This is a genomic window from Mycolicibacterium flavescens, from assembly GCF_001722335.1.
In the GTDB taxonomy this organism is placed as follows: Bacteria; Actinomycetota; Actinomycetes; order Mycobacteriales; family Mycobacteriaceae; genus Mycobacterium; species Mycobacterium flavescens.
Genome location: NZ_MIHA01000006.1, coordinates 73,802 through 91,749, shown reverse-complemented (window position 1 = coordinate 91,749; position 17,948 = coordinate 73,802). Strand labels below are relative to the sequence as shown.

Genomic DNA, 17,948 nt, shown 5'->3' with positions numbered 1-17,948 from the left:
TTTCAGACCAGCAGCCACACGATCAGGCTGAGCCCGAACGCGGTCAGCCCCAGCGTGGTCTCCATGACGGTCCACGTCTTGAACGTGGTCTTGACGTCCATTCCGAAGAACCGGCTGACCAACCAGAACCCCGAGTCGTTGACGTGCGACAGCACTGTGGCGCCCGCGGCGATCGCGATGACCAGCAGCGTGAGCTGAACACTGCCCAGCGCCGCATCGGCGGCGGCCGCGCTGAGCAGGCCCGCCGTCGTCGTCAGCGCGACGGTCGCCGAGCCCTGCGCCACCCGCAGAAGGGTGGAGATGATGAAGGCCTGCACGATCAGCGACATGCCGAGCCCCGACAGCGAATCGGTCAGTGCGCTGCCGATTCCGCTGAGCCGGAGCACACCGCCGAACATGCCGCCCGCGCCGGTGATCAGGATGATCGAGCAGATCGGGCCCAGCGCCTTGTCGAAGATGTCGCCCACCTCGCCCATCGAGCGGCCGCCACGCAGGCCGAGCACCACGCCGGCCACGATGACCGTGATGAGCAGGGCAATGCTGGTGTTGCCCAACAGCATCAGATACTGCGCCCAGGTGGCGTCTTCGATCACACCCGCGGTGATCAACGTGTCGAGAACGGTGTTGAACGCGATCAACACGAACGGCAGAAGCAGCACGCCGAGCACCGTGATGAACGACGGGACCGTGCGGGTGGCGGTCGCCGTGGCACCGGTGCCGTCGGCGTCGCCGGTGCGTCCGTCGTTGATCTCGCCGAACAACGCGGTCGGGACGTCGACGTGGATCCGCCGGCCGAGTACCCGCGACACCAGCATCACGCCGATGTACCAGGACACCACCGCCATCGGGACGCCGATCACCAGGGTCAGGCCGATGCTGGCTTCCAGGGCTTCGGCGGCGGCGACGGGACCGGGGTGCGGCGGGACCAGCGCGTGCATGGCGGCGAACGCGCCGGCGGCCGGCAGCCCGTAGAACAGCAGCGACCCGCCGAAGCGGCGCGCGACGGTCATGATGATCGGCAGGAACACCACCAACCCGGCGTCGAAGAAGATCGGGAAGCCGAAGATCAGGGCGGCGACACCGAGCGCGAACGGTGCGCGCTTCTCGCCGAACCGGCCGATCAGCGTGTCGGCGAGCACCTGCGCGCCGCCGGTGATCTCGAGCAGCCTGCCGATCATCACGCCGAAGCCGACCAGCAGGGCCACCGAGCCGAGGGTGTTGGAGAACCCGAACGTCAACGCCGACGGCACGTCGCTGACCGGGATGCCCGCGGCCAGCGCCGTCAGCACGCTGACCAGCACGAGCGCCACGAACGCGTGCATCTTGACCTTCATGATGAGGAAGAGCAGCACTGCGACCGCGCCCGCCGCGATCAGCAGCAGGGTGGTGGCGCCGTATGCCGGGTCCATTGCTTCCATGAGTCCTCCGGGGTCTGTGGGACTGGTGCGGTCGAAAAGAGTTGCTGGTGAACGTCGTTGGGGGTGCTCAGGACTCCTGGTCGCCGCCGGTGGCGGCGACGTAGGTGTCGATGATCCCGTCGATGCTCTGGTCGACGTCGATGTCGACACCGCGCTCGTCGGCTTCGAGCGGTTCGAGGGTTTCGAACTGCGACTTCAGCAGCGACGAAGGCATGAAGTGGCCAGGGCGGCTGGCCTGGCGCCGGCCGATGACCTCCGGCGTGCCGCGCAGATGAAGAAGCTCGACCTCGGGGCAGTGCCGGCGCAGTTGGTCGCGGTACTTGCGTTTGAGCGCGGAGCAACTCATCACCCCGCCGGTGGTGCAGCGCTCGGCCAGCCACTCCCCGATCGCTTCCAGCCACGGATAGCGGTCGTCGTCGTCGAGGGCCTCGCCCGCGGTCATCTTGGCGATGTTGGCCGGTGGGTGGAAGTCGTCGGCGTCGGCGAACGGCACGCGCAGCCGCTGCGCCAGCGCCGCCCCGACGGTCGATTTTCCTGATCCCGACACGCCCATCACGACGATTGGTGACGCCATTTCCACCGCCTACCCAGTTGTGTTTGGCGTCACACAGCATGCCGCAAAAGGCATACGATTGCAACAGCATCACGAAATCATCTGTTTATATCCGCGTCAGCAAAGCTATGACAGGATGTATGCGTGGTGTCTGGGCCGAATGTCGGTGCACTGCACGGCAGTCTGCTTGCCGCGCTGGGGACCGCGATCGTCTCCGGCGAATACGCGGCCGGCGATGTGCTGACCCTGGACGCGGTGAGCGCACAGCACGGTTTGTCGCGCAGCGTCGTACGTGAGGCGGTGCGGGTGCTCGAGTCGATGGGCATGGTCGAATCGCGGCGCCGGGTCGGAATCACGGTGCAGCCTGCGCACAAGTGGAACGTGTTCGACCCGCTGCTGATCCGCTGGCGGCTGGACTCCGCCGACCGCGCCGCGCAGCTGCTGTCGCTGTCGGAGTTGCGGCGCGGGTTCGAACCGGCCGCCGCGGCGTTGGCGGCGCGCCGCGCCGACCCGGACCAGTGCCGGCTGATGGCCGCCGCCGTCTCGGACATGGTGGTACACGGGCGGGCCGGCGACCTGGAGGCATACCTGGAGGCGGACAAGCTGTTTCACCGCACCCTGCTGGAGGCCAGCGGCAACGAGATGTTCCGCGCGCTCGACGGTGTGGTCGCTGAAGTGCTGGCCGGGCGCACCCATCACGGGATGATGCCGACGACGCCGAATCCCGCCGCCGTCGACCTACACGATCAGGTGGCGCGGGCGATCAGGATGCGCGACGAGGCCGCCGCCGAGCAGGCGATGCGCGCGATCATCGACGAGGCGAGTCTGGCTGTCTCCGAGGAGCTCTAGCGTTTCACCGGGTCCCGCGGAATCGACCGTCGCCCACGATGGTTAACTGCGGACGTGGACAGGCAACCGACGCTGGCGCGCCGCTTCTTCGATCGACTCGAACCCGTGCACGCCGTCACCTACTTTGCTCCCGAGGCCCGCGCAGCGCTCGACGCGTTGGGCTACAAGGGCTTCTGGATGGGCTACTTCGCGGCGCGCTCGGCGCCGTTCGGCGTGGTGGCGCCGGAAGTGGTGACCGCGGCGTTCTACAACTTCGCGCCGCACCGCGTCGCCAAGGCGCTGCCCGCGGCGTGGGACGTCGCACCGCCGGCCGAGGCGTTGGCCGCGCGCCAGGAGTCGGCGGTCGCGGCGCTGCGTCGCTACGGCGTCGACGACGATGACGATGACGTGCGCACCGCCGCGGACCTGGCCGCCAAGGCCGCCGCGGCCGCGCCGTTGGACGGGCGCCCGCTGTTCGCGGCCAACGCGGCGTTGCCGTGGCCCGACGAACCGCTGGCCAAGTTGTGGCACGCGACCACGCTGCTGCGTGAACAACGCGGCGACGGGCACATCGCGGTGCTCGTCGCCGAAGGCGTCGCCGGCCGCGAGAGCAATGTGCTGCACGCCGCCGCGGGCCGGGCGCCGCGCGAGATGATCATGCGCAGCCGCGACTACGACGACGAGCAGTGGCAGTTCTACCGCGACCGGCTCGCAGCGCGGGGTCTGCTCGACGGCGATGAGCTGACCGACGCCGGCCGCGAGCTCAAGCAGCGCATCGAGGACCACACCGACCGGTTGGCGCTCGGCGTGCTCGACGCGCTCGACGACGCCGAGGTGGAGGCGCTGTTCCGGGCGCTCACCCCGATCACCCGCAGGGTGGTCGCCGGCGGTGACCTGCCCGCCGCCACTCCGATGGGCCTGAACCGCGACGACCTGAACGACGACAGCGCCCACCTCTGACCCCGTTGGCGCGAACGTGCGCGTTTGAACACGACACGCCGTCGCTTTGCGGCGGTTTGCGCACGCTCACGGCAGGCTGAGCGACGTGATGGTGCTGAAGTCGGTCCTGCTGTTCGTGCTCGCCGCGATCCTCGAGATCGGCGGCGCGTGGCTGGTGTGGCAGGGCGTGCGTGAGCACCGCGGCTGGTGGTGGATCGGCGCCGGGGTGATGGCGCTCGGCGCGTACGGGTTCATCGCGGCGTTTCAACCGGACGCGCACTTCGGTCGGGTGCTGGCCGCCTACGGCGGGGTCTTCATCGCCGGATCGCTGGCCTGGGGCATGGTGGCCGACGGCTTCCGACCCGACCGCTGGGATGTCACCGGCGCCCTGATCTGCCTGCTCGGAGTCGGGCTGATCATGTACGCGCCGCGTTAGCGCACGCTCACCGACAAAAGCCCTAGCGCTGGTTGCGGTTCCATTCCAGCCAGCCCACACCCGTGCGGCCGTCGGCGGTGGCGACGGTGCCCCACGCGCGCGGAAAGTGACTGACCCGGCCGTCGGTCGACGTCAACGCCACCGGCGCGTGACCCTTGGCCTCGAACGTCGCGACCACGTCGCCGGGATTGAGCGCCAGCGTGGTCTGCAACGGTAAACCGTTGTCCGCGAACGTCTCCTGCGACGCCGTCACGGTCTGCGACTCGAGCAGCGACTGGCCGCGGGTCTGCACGTAGCCCACGCCGAACGCCGGCGCGCCGGGAATCCGGATGTCGACACCGTGCAACCGGGTGCCGTCGTCGAGATGCAGCGCGCTCCACACCCAGTCCATCGCCCACCAGTCGCGCACACCCCACGAGTGGTCGCGCTGGCCGGGCACGTCGGTGAACTCGAACTCGCGGCCGTCGACGGTGACGCGGCCCGACACCGTGCACGGGATCTCGTAGCGCGGGGTCACCCGGTACAGGTACGGCGTGCCCGCGGTGTGCCACACCAACTCCATCGCCACCTCGACGGGCCTGCCCTGCTCGCCGCGTAGCAGCCCCGCCGGGTCGTCGAAGGCCTCGCCGCGCCCGCGCATGGTCACCCGGTAGGTCCGCAGCGGCTCGGCGGGGTCGAGGTCGAGTTCGATCGGCCCGTCGCCCTTGAAGTCGATCAGCGCATAGGTCGGCATGTCCGGACCGCACACCAGGCCGTTGATCCACGACGTGTCCAGGTTCGGGTACAGCCCGAGCCTCACCCACACCCCGATCCCCTGGCCTGCGTCGACCAGGTCGAAGTACCAGCTCTCGTTCCACAGCGGCTCCTCGCCGGGCGGGTGCGCGACCTCGTCCTCGGCGGCCGGGGTCAACGGCTCGGGCACCGTCGGCTCCGGCAGCACGCTCAACGCGTCCACGTCGAGCACATGCTGGCAGTGCCGCCGCAGCATCGTCATGAACATCTCGTCGCCGCGCTCGGTCCGCTCCACCAGCATCGAGGAGATGATGGCCATCATCACCCCGAAGAAGCTCTGCCTGCGCACCCCGTCGCGCACGTCCTCGCGGCTCAGGGACGACCCCAGCGCCCCGTGGTACGAGTCCAGCAGCGCGTCGTAGTGCGCGCGCCGCACCTCGACCGGCAGTGCGCAGCCCAAAAAGTACGCGACGTCGGTCAGCGCAGGCCCCCACGTCACCGTCTGCCAGTCGACGACCGTCAGCGCCCGGTCGGCGCCCGGCTGCCCGAACAGCATGTTGTCGAGCCGGTAGTCGCCGTGCACCAGGCCCATCACGCGGTCGGCTGCCGACTCCCCTTCCAGATACGCGTCGAAGCCGGCCACCAGCCGCTCGCACACCACCCGGTGCTCGGGGGCGATCTGGTCGGCGTAGCGCTCGGCGAACCCGGCGTAGAGCTGGGTGATCAGCGCCTGGTTGACCGGCGCCTCGCGGTTGAGCCAGTCGGCGCTGGCGGCGGCCGGATCGTTGAGCAGCGGCCCGTGCAGCCGGCCCAGTTCGGCCAGCGCCAGCATCGCCCGCTCGGGCGACGCACCGCGGATCTCGTCGCCCACGACCGCGGGGCCCGCGTCGCCGAGCAGCAGGTGGAACGCGCCGGACTCACCGTCGAACGCCGAGGAGAAACACGGCGCCACCGGACCGCCGATCCGCGGTGCGATGTCGGTGTAGAAGCGCACCTCTCGCTCGTACAGGCCCAGCGCCAGGCCGGTCTGGCGGCTGACCGGATCGGTGGCGGCGACCTTGAGGACCACCGACGACGGTCCCTGCCCGGCCTCGCCGTAGCCCAGCGCGATGCGGTAGCACTCGCTCATCTGACCGGTCCCGATGCGCTCGAAGGTGAACTCCGTGACCGGAGCGCCCAGCGCCGACGCCAGCCATTCAGAGGTCAGGTCGGCGGGTCGCTCGATGACGTCAGTGATGGGCACTGGTGACCTCCGTGTGACACATATCAGGCGCCGTGGCCACCACGTCCAGCGCGGGGTTGCGGTCGAAGAAACCGAACGGCTTGAGCCAAAACGATACGACGTCGACCGGCATCACGGGCCAGTCCTCCGGCCGCGTGATGTGGTGGATGCCGAATACATACCACAGCACGACGTCGGTGTTTTCGACGGACCGGTCGGCCGCCGTCCACACCCCTAGCCCCGAGTCACGTGCCGACTGGTTGACGAATTCTCCTGCGGGCCAACGTTCGTCGGGATGGTTCGGCGTCACCCACAGGGTGTGGCCGATCACCGCGGCGCGCTGCAGCACCGGCGAGTCGGAAGCAAACATCGACGGGATAGCTCCACCGGGCACCAGCTGGTATGCCGGGTGACCACCCAGCGCATTGACGACGTTCGTGTTGACGACCTTCCACCCGCGTTGGGTGGCGAAGTCGACGTCCTGTTTGGCCTCGCTTTCCGTCCGCAGCGGCACGTCGCGGGTGACCAGCGACAGGCCGTGCGGATTGTCCGGTCCCGTCGGTTCGGCGTGGGACTCGGACACGTACACCGTGTTGTCGGCGCCGTCGACGTCCATGTCGAGGCGGGCCACCAGAAAGTGTTGGTGGAAGGGCGCGTACGTGCGCTCGTCGACCAGCGTCCCGTTCGGGTGCGGCTGTCCGGGCGCCAGCGGTGTGGTCACCATGATGCCGGTCGCGCGGACTTCGCACTCGATGTTGCCGTCCTGGTGGAACCGCCAGTAGACCAGGTACTCGTAGTTGGCGACGGTGACGTGGAAGGACACCGTCAGGCGCCGCATCCGTCGGATCTCCGCCCCGATGTCGGGGTCGACGTGCTTCCACAGCACCGCGTTGTCTTCCTCGTGGATGCAGATCGCGTTGCGGATCGTGTACGGCTCACCCTTGCTGTTGTGCAGAACCGCGTCCAGATAACGGATTTCGCCTAGACAGTCGCAGCCCAGCTCCAGTGAGGTGGTCATGAAGCCGAGCCCCCACTCGCCGATGTCGAATGCGGTGCGCCGATAGTGGTCGACGCTCGGGTCGCGGTAGGGCACGATCATCTCCGCGAACGACAACCGGTGCGCCACAGAGCGATCCCGGTCGCCGTCGCGGTAGCGCACGGTGTGCAGCACCATGCCCTCGCGGTAGTTGAACCCGATCCGCAGCGACCAGTTCTGCCACCGCAGCAGGTTGCCGTCGAGCGTGAACGACGGGCCCTCGGGCTGGGTGATGTGCAGGGGCTTGAGCGGTTCGCGATGCGACCGCGCGCGGATGCTCTCCGGAATCAGCGAGGGCACGTATTCACCCATCACCGACGGGATTTCGACCTCACCGGCGTCTTCGACCTCGAGCAGTTCCATGGCGTTGAGGTCGATGACGCAGTGCAGGCCGCTGACCAGATGCGCGTAGGGGTTGGCGCCCGGGGCGGCCCGGAGCCAGGTGTCCGACCAGCCGATCCTGCGGTCGCGGTAGTTCGGCGGCGCGACAGCCCGACCGTAGGTCCAGGTGTCGAAGAACACCAGATCCATGTCGGTGATGCCTCGGGCGGCAAGCGCGGCAATGACATCGGGATGGGTGCGCAGCAGCTGGTCACACTCGGCGAACTCGTCGACGGTGAAGTTTGGCTGCACCCCCGGGATGTGGGTGAACGACTCGACTCGGGCCTCCGACAGCGACACCACGGCCTTGTAGGTGGCGTTGCTGCCGCGATGTAGGCAAACGACGGTCGCGCGCCGCGGCGGTGCCGCCCCTGCGCTCTCGAACGCCAGGATCTGCGCCTTGTCGGGTTCGGCGAGTTCGACCGACGCGAAGCGCCACCCGTCACCGACGCCGTGGTCGCGATGCAGCATCGAAGCGACGGCCGCGAATTCGTCGCTGCTGAGGGGATCCAGAGGGTGAGCCACGGGCTAACGCAACCACATTCGCGCGTCGGCGGCCGCCGATTCCGACGGGTCAGCGCGCGGCCAGCGAGAAGTTCTCCCAGGCCTGCCGGCGCGCGGCGTGCGGATCGTATTCGGTGCGCGGACGGCTGTCGAAGACCCGCACGGCGCGGTCGGCGCTGGTGTAGGCCGGCCAGTCCGCGCCCGGCTCCCCGGTGCGGGCGAACTCGCGCCACCGGCGCTGCACGTCGTCGCTGACCTTCAGCGCGGTGCGCCGGTCACCGGCGGCGGTCAGCAGCCTGCCGAACTTCGACCTATAGACGTCGAACACCGCGAGCAGTTCGGTGGCGTGCGTGGCGCCCAGGCCCGACCAGCGCAGCGGGCGCGGCGCGTAGTCGTAGCGGTAGAGGTAGGTCGGCGCATGCCTGCTGTGCGCCTCGGCGATCTGCCATGCCGCCGAGCCGAACGCGAAGTCACCGCCGAACTGCACGCATGCGGCTTCGCCGGGATATCCGGGGTAGGCGGCGGTGATCCGTTCGCGTTCCTCGGCTCCGGCCTCGGCGAGCAGGCGTTCGATCATCGGCTCCGACATGGGCAGCAGTTTGAGGAAGCGGCCGAACAGGCGGGCCTCCTCGGCGTTCGTTCCGACGATCAGCGGCACCCGGTGCGCGGTGCCTGCGCGCATCGCCTCGACCGGGTCGACGGGCAGGTAGTCGCTGCCGCTGGTGGGTCCGGCGGCGAAGGCGCCGAGCATCTCCCGCTGCCCCTGTCGGACCAGTCGTTCGAACGCCTGGACCAGATCGGCGGGCCGCGCGGCCATCACCGCGGCGGCGCCCTCACCCTCCTCGGCGCCGAGCAGCGCGGCGAACCGCGTCGCGTACTGGCGCGCCACCTCCGGGGTGCGTACCATGCCGGCCGCCGGGCTCTCCGAGATCGCCTGAGCGAAAAGGCCTTTCGCGGCGGGTACGGCCAGCAGGGTGGCGACCGCGTGCGCGCCTGCGCTCTCGCCGAAGATCGTCACGTTGTCCGGGTCGCCGCCGAACACCGCGGCGTTGTCGCGCACCCAGCGCAGCGCCATCACCAGGTCGCGCAGGTACAGGTTGTCGTCGAAGGTGTGCTCGGCGTCCGAGAGCGAGGTCAGGTCCAGACAGCCCAGCGCGCCCAACCGGTAGTTGACCGAGATGTACACGCAGCCGTTGCGGGCCAGCGAGGCGCCGTCGTAGATCGGGGTGGCCGAACTGCCCATGAAGTAGCCGCCGCCGTGGATGAACACCATCACCGGCAGCGGGGACTGCGGCGGCCGCTTGGGGGCGACGACGTTGAGCGTCAGGCAGTCCTCGCTCATCGGCTGGTACTTGCCGGGCGCGAGCAGGGTGTACATGCGCTGCTGGGGTGCGCAGTTGCCGTATCCGTGGCAGTACCGCACACCCCGCCACGGCTGCACCGGCTGCGGGGCGCGTAGCCGCAGCGGGCCCACGGGCGGGCGGGCATACGGCACCGCGCGCCACCGGTTCACGCCATCGCGGGTGAATCCTTCGATGGTTCCGGAGGTGATCGTTGCGCGGACGGTGTGTTCGTGCATCACCCGACGGTAGCGAATGGTCCTCCGCCGCGCCTGGTCAGGGATTGTGTGTCGGCCCGCTAGCCTGGCCGGTATGCGAATGGCGGTGCTGATCGCGTCCGTGCTGGTGGCCGGGTGTTCGTCGACGACGGGCGGTCAGCCGGACCGGATCGAACCGATCCCGCCGGCCCCGTCGGCGAGCGCGCCGTCGGGCACCACCACGTCGTCGGGCGGGCCCACCCCGACCGCGGCGCCGGCGCCGGGCGCACCGATCGACGGCGTGCTCGCCTGGATCGAGGCCGGCGCTCCCGCCGACGTCGCGGCCTACCGCGAGGCCACCCGCGAGGGTCAGGTCACCGAACTCGGGCAGGACGTCGCGTTCACCACGCCGTCCGGCAAGACCACGTGCATGACCGCACAACGCGCCGACGGCGCGCTGGCGTGCCTGGTGGATCTGCTCGATCCGCCACCGCGCCCGGCCGACGCCTACGGCGAGTGGAAGGGCGGCTGGGTCGACTACGACGGCAGCAGCGTCACGGTCGGGTCGGTGCACGGTGACCCCGGCCGGTTCACCGCCGGGGAAGGGCCCGAACTGCCGTACGGGCAGCTGCTGTCCTTCGGCGACTTCCGCTGCCGCTCCGATGCGGCCGGGCTGTTCTGCGCCGACTCCGCCAACCGGTCCGCGGTGAAGTTCAGCGACGCCGGCATCGAGCCGTTCGGCTGCCTGCAGCCGGTCAGCGCGCCCCCGCAAATCGGCGAGAGGTTCCAGTGCTGAACAGTCAATTGCCGGGCGGTTGTACGCCGGCGCGCACCCGCTCCGGGTAGATCTGGGTCATCCCGATGGCGCCGACGATCACCACCACCGGGATGACGGCCTTGGTCCAGTGCACGGTCGACGGCGAGGCCACCGCGACGTAGCCGAGCACCGCGATGAGCGCGAACACCAGCGCCCACATCAGCGTCAGCACCTGGTTGGTGCGCCGGAACGCGGCTCTCTCCCAGTCGTGGCGGGGCGCCGACGGCGGCGCGTACTGCTCGGTGAACGGGACGAACGCCAGCGACACCCCCGCCATCACCGCGAGCGTGCCCGCCGACAGGGTGGTGGCGTAGGTGTCCATCCAGTCGCGGTCCTGGGCGCCGAGCACCATGCCCGCGACGGTCACCGCGATGAAGAACCCGATGGTCACCAGGTCGAGAAGTCGGGGGCCGCCGAACCCCGCCGACACGCCGAGGATCAGCGCCGCCAGCACCGCGCACAGCGCGCCGAACATCCACGTGCTCGCGCCGTCGGCGACGATCCAGTAGATGATCCACGGCGCGAACCCGATGAACGGACTGCGCTCGAACCATTGATCCACGCGTGCCAGCTTGGCCGCCATCCCCCGCGAGCAGACGCGAAATACCCTGAAATGCCGCGAAAAGAGGGCACTTTGCGACTGCTCGCCGGAGGAACGGACGTCAGGTCAACCGGAACGTGCCGGTCACCAACGTCGGGGTGACGTCGCGGCCGTTGATCTTCGAACTCATCGACCCGTTGGCCAGACGGGTGATCTGCTGAGCCTGCTGCAGTTGCCGCTTGTTGCGCACCTCGTTGCGGAACTGCAGATCGCTGAGCTGCTGAAGTTCGGCCTGCTCGAAGTCGCGCCCGCTGGTCCCGTTCAGTTGCACGCCGATCGCCGAACCGTCCTCGCGGACCACCCACGACGCGCGCACCCCGTCGAGCGCGGCGGTGTACATACCCGCCTCGCCCGACACCGGCGCCGCGGTGAACTGGTAGGCCACACCGTTCATCGTCAGATCGCCCGTCACGTCGGTCCCGGCCAGCTCGGCGCGCAGGGTGTCGCGGAACCGGGAAGCCAGGTCGATGCGGCCGTCGGTCTGCTTGCCGAAGAACCAGGCCTCGTCGTCGGTGCCGTTGCAGGCGTAGGCGGCGACCTCACCGCCGTCGACCGAAATCCCGATCGTCATGGTCTTGCCGTCCGCCGATGTCATGTCGGCGACGTAGCGGGCCGACGGCGGGAACGCCGCGGCGGAACTGGTGGGCGCGGCTTCGGAGGTGGGGCTCGCGTCGGTGCCGGTGTTGCCGGAGCAGCCGGCCAGCGCGAGCAGGGCGACCAGCGAGGCGAACCCGACGAACAGCGTGCGGATGATTTTTCTCATGGGCTCAGCATGCTCACCGCGAACCTGCGGTACATGAAGGTTGTGTGGAGATTGCGTGGAGATTCACTCCCGCAGGAACGCGTCCAATTCGGCGCAGAACACCCGCCACGCGGGTTCGGTCGCGGTCAGCAGATGGTTGTTGCTGTCCAGCGGGACCAGCCGCGAGTCCGGGATCAGCGACGCCAGTTCCTCGCCGCAGCGCATCGGTACCCGGTGGTCGTCGCGGGCGTGCATGATCAGCGTGGGGCACGACACCTGGCGGGCCAACTCAGCCACGTCGATCCGGCTGAACTCCTCGAGGAAGCGCACCGCGTTCTGCGGTGAGGTGGTGCGCCGCTGCAGCTGGTCGAAGGCGGCCCAGTCGGCGCGGGTGCCGTCGGGAAGGAACTGCGCGGCGAACACCTGCCGGAACGCCGGGTCATCCCGGCCCCACCCCACTCGAGCGAGCTCGAGATCCAGTGCGGCGACCCGCTTCTCGTCGTCGCTCTCGGCCCGCACGGCACGTCCGCGGGCATAAGCTCCGCACAGCACGAGCCGGCTCACACGGTCGGGGTGACGCGCGGCGTAGGCCACCGCGACGGCCGCCCCCTGCGACACCCCCAGAAGCGGAAACCGTTGCAGACCAAGCGCTTCAATCACCGACTCCAGGTCGGCGACCCAGTCCTCGAAGCCGAACCCCTCGACGTCCCAGTCCGAAAGACCGCAGCCGCGTTCGTCGTAGCGGATGTAGCGGTAGCGGCGCGACAGGTCACGCACCCAGTGCTGCCACACCGGGCTCTCGACGTCGTAACCCAGGTGGGTCATCCAGTTTGCGGCGCGCACCAGCGGCGGCCCGTCGCCGGCCACCGCGTAGGCCAGCCGAGCGTCGTCGGCGGCGCGGCAGAACGCGATGTGCTGGCGCACCGGCGCGGAGTCGACGGGTGGTGCGGTGGTGTCGTCGCTCAGGGTCCCGACGAACCGGTACCCGCGCCCGCGCACCGTGCGGATGTAGCGCTGGGACTCCCCGTCGTCGCCGAGCGCCCGGCGCACCGCCTTGATCCGGCTGGTCAGCGCCGCCTCACCGACGAACCGCCCGCCCCACACCGAGTCGAACAGCTCGGTCTTGGTCACGCAGCGGTGGTGGTTGGCGACCAGCTGGGTCAGCACGTCGAAGACCTGGGGTTCGACGCGGATGACGTCGCTGCCGCGGCGCAGTTCGTAGCGCAGGGTGTCCAGGACGAACGCGTCGAATCTCCACACCCCGGAGGCGGCGGGCGACGGCGGCTCTTCGGTGGACAGGGTCACGGCGATCCCCTCGTGATCGTTGCTGGTCATCGTAACGACGAGCCGGCGTCCGCGAGGGTTCGATGACACCCGAAAACGGGTCAGAGAATCAGCGCCACCCGTCGGCCGCCTTGGCCGCGCGCATCAGCGCATCGCACAGCGTCCGAAGCTCGTCGGCGGCCGCGCCCTCCTCGACCGCGGTCGCGACGTCCTCGGCCGCGCATCGCACCTGGTAGATGCGGTCTGAGAGCTCGGCGGCCTCGTCCGCGCTGAGCACGACGGCGTCGGGGGCCAACGACGTGCCGCGGATCTGGGTGCGTTGCTCGTAGGCGCGTTGCCGGCACGACTGCCTGCAGTACTGCCGGCGCCGGCCCAGGCCGACGTCGTCGACCTCACGACCGCACCATCGGCAGGACTGGGGACGAAGACGCCTTTTGATCCCGTGGGCCACGGACGTGACTGTAAACCGACGCACGGCCCGATCCCGGTATCATCGACGGTCGAGTCGGGAACTTCACGGCCTGCTGCCGCGTTGTTTGTCCGGACCATTCTGCGCAGATCGAGGAGTGTTGACGATGGCTGATCGTGTCTTGAGGGGAAGTCGCCTCGGAGCCGTGAGCTACGAGACCGACCGCAACCATGACCTGGCGCCGCGTCAGGTTGCGCGTTACCGAACCGACAACGGCGAGGAGTTCGACGTCCCGTTCGCCGACGACGCCGAGATCCCCCACACCTGGCTGTGCCGCAACGGCATGGAGGGCACGCTGATCGAGGGTGACGCGCCGGAGCCGAAGAAGGTCAAGCCGCCGCGTACCCACTGGGACATGCTGCTGGAACGTCGGTCGGTCGAGGAACTCGAGGAGCTGCTCAAGGAGCGCCTCGACATCATCAAGGCCCGCCGCCGCGGCAACTGACGCCGGCCCGCCGCTCAGCGGGTGACGCCGACTCCGCGGGCGCGGTCGATGCGCCCGCGGAATCCCCATTCCGCGACCTTGAACAACGCCTCGCGGATGTTCGAACCGCTCATCTTCGACTGCCCGTGCTCGCGTTCGGTGAACGTGATCGGCACCTCGACGACCAGGAACCCGTTGTTGATCGACCGCCAGGTCAGGTCGATCTGGAAGCAGTAGCCCTTGGAGTCGACCGCGGCCAGGTCGATCTTCTCCAGCACCTCGCGGCGGTAGGCGCGGTAGCCGGCGGTGATGTCGTGGATGTCGACACCCAGCAGGATGCGGGAGTAGCCGTTGGCCGTGCGGGACAGCACCAGGCGCCGGCGCGGCCAGTTGCGCACCTCGCCGCCGTCCACGTAGCGCGAGCCGATCACCAGGTCGGCGCCCTCGTCGACGGCGTCGAGCAACCGGTAGAGCTGTTCGGGCGGATGGCTGCCGTCGGCGTCCATCTCCACCAGCACCGAGTACTCGCGCTTCAGGCCCCACTCGAAGCCGGCCAGGTAGGCCGCGCCCAGGCCGCCCTTGGCGCTGCGGTGCATGACATGCATCCGGTCCGGATCGGCCAGGGCCAGCTCATCGGCCAGTTCCCCGGTGCCGTCGGGACTGCCGTCGTCCACGATGAGGATGTGGACGTCCGGGCGCGCCTGCTGGACACGCCCGACGATCAGCGGCAGGTTCTCCCGCTCGTTGTAGGTGGGGATGATGACCAGCGTGCGCTGGCTTGGGCGTTCCCCCGGGCCCCGGCCCGTCGTCATGTGGCTCCTCTGTCTTTGTCGTCGCCGTGCGCTCGGCGACGCACAAAGCCTCCATTGTGCAGTATCGCGATGACCACACTGCCCAGACCGAGCGCGATCAGCAGCCCCTCGACCAGCGGACCCCACCGCGTCGCGATGGTGAGCTGCGTCTTCAGCCGCACCGACTGGTCGAGGTAGGCGGGCTCGTAGAACGCGGTGCGGGCCAGTTCCCGGCCGTCGGGGGCGATCACCGCGCTGATCCCGGTGGTGCCGGCGACCACGACGTACCGGTCGTGCTCGACGGCCCGCAACCGGGCGAACGCCAGCTGCTGCTCGCTCATCGACTCGGTGAACGTCGCGTTGTTCGACGGCACGGCCAACAGTTGGGCGCCGTTGCGCACCGACTCGCGCGGAGCGCGGTCGAAGATCACCTCCCAGCACGTCGCCACGCCGACCGGCACCCCGGCGGCGTGCACCACACCGGTGCCGTCGCCCGGGATGAAGTAACCGGCCCGGTCCGCGTGCGGCGACAGGTGGCGGAAGAAGCTGCGCCACGGCAGGTACTCGCCGAACGGCTGCACGATCTGCTTGTCGTGCCGCTCGTCGGGCCCGCTGCCGGGGTTCCACACGATCACCGAGTTCGTCGCGGCCGGGGTGTCGCCTGCGCCGTCGGCGGCCACCACCGCGCCGACCATGATCGGCGCGCGGATCGCGGCCGCGGCACCGGAGATCAGCTCGGCGGCGTCGGGGTTGGCCAGCGGATCGATGTCGGACGAATTCTCCGGCCAGATGACGAACATCGGCTGCGGTGCGCGGCCTTCCCGGACGTCTCGGGCCAGCCGCATCGTCTCCTCGACGTGGTTCTCGAGCACCTCGCGCCGCTGGGTGTTGAAGTCGAGCCCGAGCCGGGGCACGTTGCCCTGCACGACGGCCACGGTGATCGGCTGGTCGTCGCCGGCGCCGATGCCGGACTGGCGCACGTGCGGCCACGTCAGCGCGGTGACCAGCAGCACCGCGGCGATGCACACCCCGGGGACGACGACCGCGGGCGGGCCGCTGTCGGCGCCGGCCGGCCGCCGCCACCAGTCGACAATCGCGAAAACGATTGCCGCCAAAGAGAACCCGACGAGAACCACGACGAACGACAGCAGCGGCGCACCACCGAGTTGGGCGATCGAGCGCAGCGGGCTCTCGGTCTGCCCGTAAGCCACCACTCCCCAGGGGAAGCCGCCGAACGGCACCGTCGACTTGAGCCACTCCTGCAGCGACCAGAGGCCCGCGAACCACAGCGGCCAGCCCGGCAACCGTCGCACCAGTACGGCCGCGGCACCGAACAGGCCGGGGAACACCGCCTCGGCGAGTGACAGCCCAATCCACGGGACGGGCCCGACGAACGCCCCGACCCACGGCAGCAGCGGCAGGTAGAACGCCGCGCCGAAGACGAACCCGTAGCCGAACGCGCCGCGCGCCGTGGCGGTTCCGCGCATCAACACCCACGCCATCAGGGCGAACGCCAGGTAGGCCAGGGGCCACCAGCCGAACGGCGGAAAGCTCAGGCACAGCAGCACACCGGCGACGATCGAAACCCCGAGCTGCGGCAGCCGGTTGACCACCGCTCTGCCGAATCGCTTTGTCCGAGAGTCGGTTTCAGCCATGAATGACGACACCCCGGTGAACCGTCTGCCGGCACCGCGGCGACGGCCCGTCCAGACGCGGCAACGCGGGCACCCGCGAGCGCGCGTCGGTCGACCACCGCTGGACCGCGTCGGCGGGCGCGCTGACCTCGAGATCGTCGGCCTCCCAGACCGCGTAGGACGCCGGCGCTCCGGGCACCAGCGTGCCGGTCACGCCGTCGCGCACCCCGGCCGCCCGCCACGCGCCGCGGGTGAGCGCGGTGAACGCCGCCCGCGCCGACACGGCGCTGCCCGGGGTGTGGTGTCGGGTCGCCGCGCGCACCGTCGCCCACGGGTCCATGCCGGTCACCGGGCTGTCCGAGCCGAACGCGAGGGGCACGCCTTGAGATGCTAACAGCGCGAACGGGTTCAACGCCCTGGCCCGCTCGGCGCCGAGCCGCTGGGCGTACATGCCGGTGTCGCCGCCCCACAGCGCGTCGAAGTTGGGTTGCATGCTGGCGAACACACCCCACGAGCCCAGTTTGTGCGCCTGCTCCTCGGTCACCATCTCGAGGTGCTCGAGGCGGTGACCGCAGCGGGCCACCGCGGGCGCCCCGCACGCCGCGACGACGGACTCGAGCGCGGTCACGACCGCGGTGACCGCCGCATCCCCGATGACGTGGAACCCGGCGGTGATCCCCGCCTCGGTGCAGGCGCGCAGGTGCGCGGCGATCGCGTCGCGGTCCAGGTAGGTGTTGCCGACACAGTCGGCGTCGGCGTAGGGCTCGTGCAGCCACGCGGTGCGCGAGCCCAGCGCACCGTCGACGAACAGGTCGCCGGCCAACCCGCCGGCCCCGGTGCGCTCGATCAGCGCGCGGGCCTGTTCGGCCGCCGACACCGCCTCGCCCCAGTACCCGGCGATCTCGACACCGTGGGTCAGGGCGCGAATCTCGTCCCAGTCGTCGAGGCCGCCGATGTCGGGTCCGCCGCACTCGTGCACGGCGACGATTCCCAGCGCCGCGGCGGCGTCGAGCGCACACGAGCGGGCGTTGTCGCGCTGCTGTTTGGTCAGCCGCGCCCTGGCCGCGGCGCGCACGGCGTGGTGGGCGTCGGCGGTCAGCGGGCGCTGGGGGTGGTAGCCGGTAGCCCCGTCCAGGTCGGCGCACAGCCTGCGCAGGGCGCTCGAGGCCACCGCCGAGTGCACGTCGACGCGGGCCAGGTACGCGGGCCGGTCACCGACGACGGCGTCGACGTCCTCGGTGGACGGCGGCGTGCGGTCGGGCCAGCTGGACTCGTCCCAGCCGTGGCCCCAGACCGGACCCTCGGGGTGGGCGCGGGCGAACTCGCCGAGCAGTTGCAGGCAGTGCTCGCGCGACCGCGCCGACCGCAGGTCCAGCCCGGACAGCATCAAGCCGGTGGCGGTGAGGTGCACGTGGCAGTCGACGAACGCCGGCGCGACGAACGCGCCGTCGAGGTCGACGATCTGCGCGTCGGGGAACTGGGCCCGGCCGACGTCGTCGCTGCCGAGCCAGGCGACCACGCCGTCGCGGACGGCGAGCGCGGTGGCGTCGGGCATCGACGGGCTGTGCACCCGCCCGTTGAGCAGAAGCGTCGTCACGTA

Annotated in this window: 17 protein-coding genes; 5 read left to right on the top strand and 12 right to left on the bottom strand. The window is 70.0% G+C overall.

Going from position 1 to position 17,948, the window contains the following annotated elements; all coding sequences use genetic code 11:
- Positions 1-2: 2 nt before the first annotated feature.
- Both BHQ18_RS09950 and BHQ18_RS09945 read right to left on the bottom strand, forming a co-directional pair.
- A complete protein-coding gene (locus BHQ18_RS09950) occupies positions 3-1,418 on the bottom strand; it encodes a GntP family permease (protein WP_069413438.1) in 1,416 nt (471 codons plus the stop codon).
- A 67-nt stretch (positions 1,419-1,485) separates the two neighbouring features.
- Positions 1,486-1,992, bottom strand: coding sequence for a gluconokinase (locus BHQ18_RS09945; protein ID WP_069413437.1), 507 nt, complete (start codon positions 1,990-1,992; stop codon positions 1,486-1,488).
- A 123-nt stretch (positions 1,993-2,115) separates the two neighbouring features.
- Here BHQ18_RS09945 and BHQ18_RS09940 point away from each other — a divergent pair, with 123 nt between their 5' ends.
- The 3 genes from BHQ18_RS09940 to BHQ18_RS09930 all read left to right on the top strand — a co-directional run bounded on the left by BHQ18_RS09940 (position 2,116) and on the right by BHQ18_RS09930 (position 4,174).
- Positions 2,116-2,820 carry a FadR/GntR family transcriptional regulator gene (locus BHQ18_RS09940; protein WP_069413436.1) on the top strand — a complete coding sequence of 235 codons (705 nt, stop codon included), beginning with the start codon at positions 2,116-2,118 and terminating at the stop codon, positions 2,818-2,820.
- A 54-nt stretch (positions 2,821-2,874) separates the two neighbouring features.
- Positions 2,875-3,759: an SCO6745 family protein gene (locus BHQ18_RS09935; protein ID WP_069413435.1), complete on the top strand. Its 885-nt coding sequence runs from the start codon at positions 2,875-2,877 to the stop codon at positions 3,757-3,759.
- Positions 3,760-3,847: 88 nt separating this feature from the next.
- Positions 3,848-4,174, top strand: coding sequence for a YnfA family protein (locus BHQ18_RS09930; protein ID WP_069413434.1), 327 nt, complete (start codon positions 3,848-3,850; stop codon positions 4,172-4,174).
- Positions 4,175-4,196: 22 nt separating this feature from the next.
- On the opposite strand, the gene BHQ18_RS09925 is transcribed toward BHQ18_RS09930, so the two are convergent.
- Genes BHQ18_RS09925 through BHQ18_RS09915 form a run of 3 tightly spaced genes read right to left on the bottom strand, consistent with a single transcriptional unit; the run spans position 4,197 to position 9,628 of the window.
- Positions 4,197-6,149, bottom strand: coding sequence for a DUF7064 domain-containing protein (locus tag BHQ18_RS09925; protein WP_069413433.1), 1,953 nt, complete (start codon positions 6,147-6,149; stop codon positions 4,197-4,199).
- Positions 6,136-8,070 (bottom strand): primary-amine oxidase, encoded by a 1,935-nt coding sequence (locus BHQ18_RS09920; protein ID WP_069413432.1) that lies wholly within the window; start codon positions 8,068-8,070, stop codon positions 6,136-6,138. The genes BHQ18_RS09925 and BHQ18_RS09920 overlap by 14 nt, the downstream gene beginning before the upstream one ends.
- A gap of 49 nt (positions 8,071-8,119) precedes the next feature.
- Entirely contained in the window at positions 8,120-9,628 is a 1,509-nt protein-coding gene (locus BHQ18_RS09915; protein WP_069413431.1) for a carboxylesterase/lipase family protein, read from the bottom strand.
- A gap of 73 nt (positions 9,629-9,701) precedes the next feature.
- Between BHQ18_RS09915 and BHQ18_RS09910 the strand changes: the two genes are divergently transcribed.
- The gene (locus BHQ18_RS09910; RefSeq protein ID WP_069413430.1) at positions 9,702-10,382 is read left to right on the top strand and encodes a hypothetical protein; all 681 of its coding nucleotides are present in this window, start codon (positions 9,702-9,704) and stop codon (positions 10,380-10,382) included.
- Positions 10,383-10,386: 4 nt separating this feature from the next.
- Here BHQ18_RS09910 and BHQ18_RS09905 read toward each other — a convergent pair whose 3' ends face one another.
- The 4 genes from BHQ18_RS09905 to BHQ18_RS09890 form a co-directional block, all read right to left on the bottom strand.
- Positions 10,387-10,965 carry a hypothetical protein gene (locus tag BHQ18_RS09905; RefSeq protein WP_234794138.1) on the bottom strand — a complete coding sequence of 193 codons (579 nt, stop codon included), beginning with the start codon at positions 10,963-10,965 and terminating at the stop codon, positions 10,387-10,389.
- Between the two features lie 100 nt (positions 10,966-11,065).
- A complete protein-coding gene (locus BHQ18_RS09900; protein ID WP_069413428.1) occupies positions 11,066-11,767 on the bottom strand; it encodes a hypothetical protein in 702 nt (233 codons plus the stop codon).
- A gap of 63 nt (positions 11,768-11,830) precedes the next feature.
- Complete coding sequence (locus tag BHQ18_RS09895; RefSeq protein WP_109789254.1) at positions 11,831-13,006, bottom strand: alpha/beta hydrolase; 1,176 nt, start codon at positions 13,004-13,006, stop codon at positions 11,831-11,833.
- Positions 13,007-13,139: 133 nt separating this feature from the next.
- Complete coding sequence (locus BHQ18_RS09890; protein ID WP_069413621.1) at positions 13,140-13,469, bottom strand: hypothetical protein; 330 nt, start codon at positions 13,467-13,469, stop codon at positions 13,140-13,142.
- Positions 13,470-13,605: 136 nt separating this feature from the next.
- On the opposite strand from BHQ18_RS09890, the gene rbpA reads away from it, so the two are divergent.
- Positions 13,606-13,944 carry an RNA polymerase-binding protein RbpA gene (gene rbpA, locus BHQ18_RS09885; RefSeq protein WP_069413427.1) on the top strand — a complete coding sequence of 113 codons (339 nt, stop codon included), beginning with the start codon at positions 13,606-13,608 and terminating at the stop codon, positions 13,942-13,944.
- A 14-nt stretch (positions 13,945-13,958) separates the two neighbouring features.
- Here the strand turns inward: rbpA and BHQ18_RS09880 are convergent, their stop codons facing one another.
- The 3 genes from BHQ18_RS09880 to BHQ18_RS09870 are packed head-to-tail and all read right to left on the bottom strand — an operon-like array spanning position 13,959 to position 17,945.
- A complete protein-coding gene (locus BHQ18_RS09880) occupies positions 13,959-14,735 on the bottom strand; it encodes a polyprenol monophosphomannose synthase (RefSeq protein ID WP_069413426.1) in 777 nt (258 codons plus the stop codon).
- Positions 14,732-16,369, bottom strand: a complete 1,638-nt coding sequence (gene lnt / locus BHQ18_RS09875; protein ID WP_069413425.1) for an apolipoprotein N-acyltransferase — start codon at positions 16,367-16,369, stop codon at positions 14,732-14,734. The genes BHQ18_RS09880 and lnt overlap by 4 nt, the downstream gene beginning before the upstream one ends.
- Positions 16,362-17,945 carry an amidohydrolase gene (locus tag BHQ18_RS09870; RefSeq protein WP_069413424.1) on the bottom strand — a complete coding sequence of 528 codons (1,584 nt, stop codon included), beginning with the start codon at positions 17,943-17,945 and terminating at the stop codon, positions 16,362-16,364. Before BHQ18_RS09870 ends, lnt begins: the two co-directional genes overlap by 8 nt.
- Between the last annotated feature and the right edge of the window lie 3 nt (positions 17,946-17,948).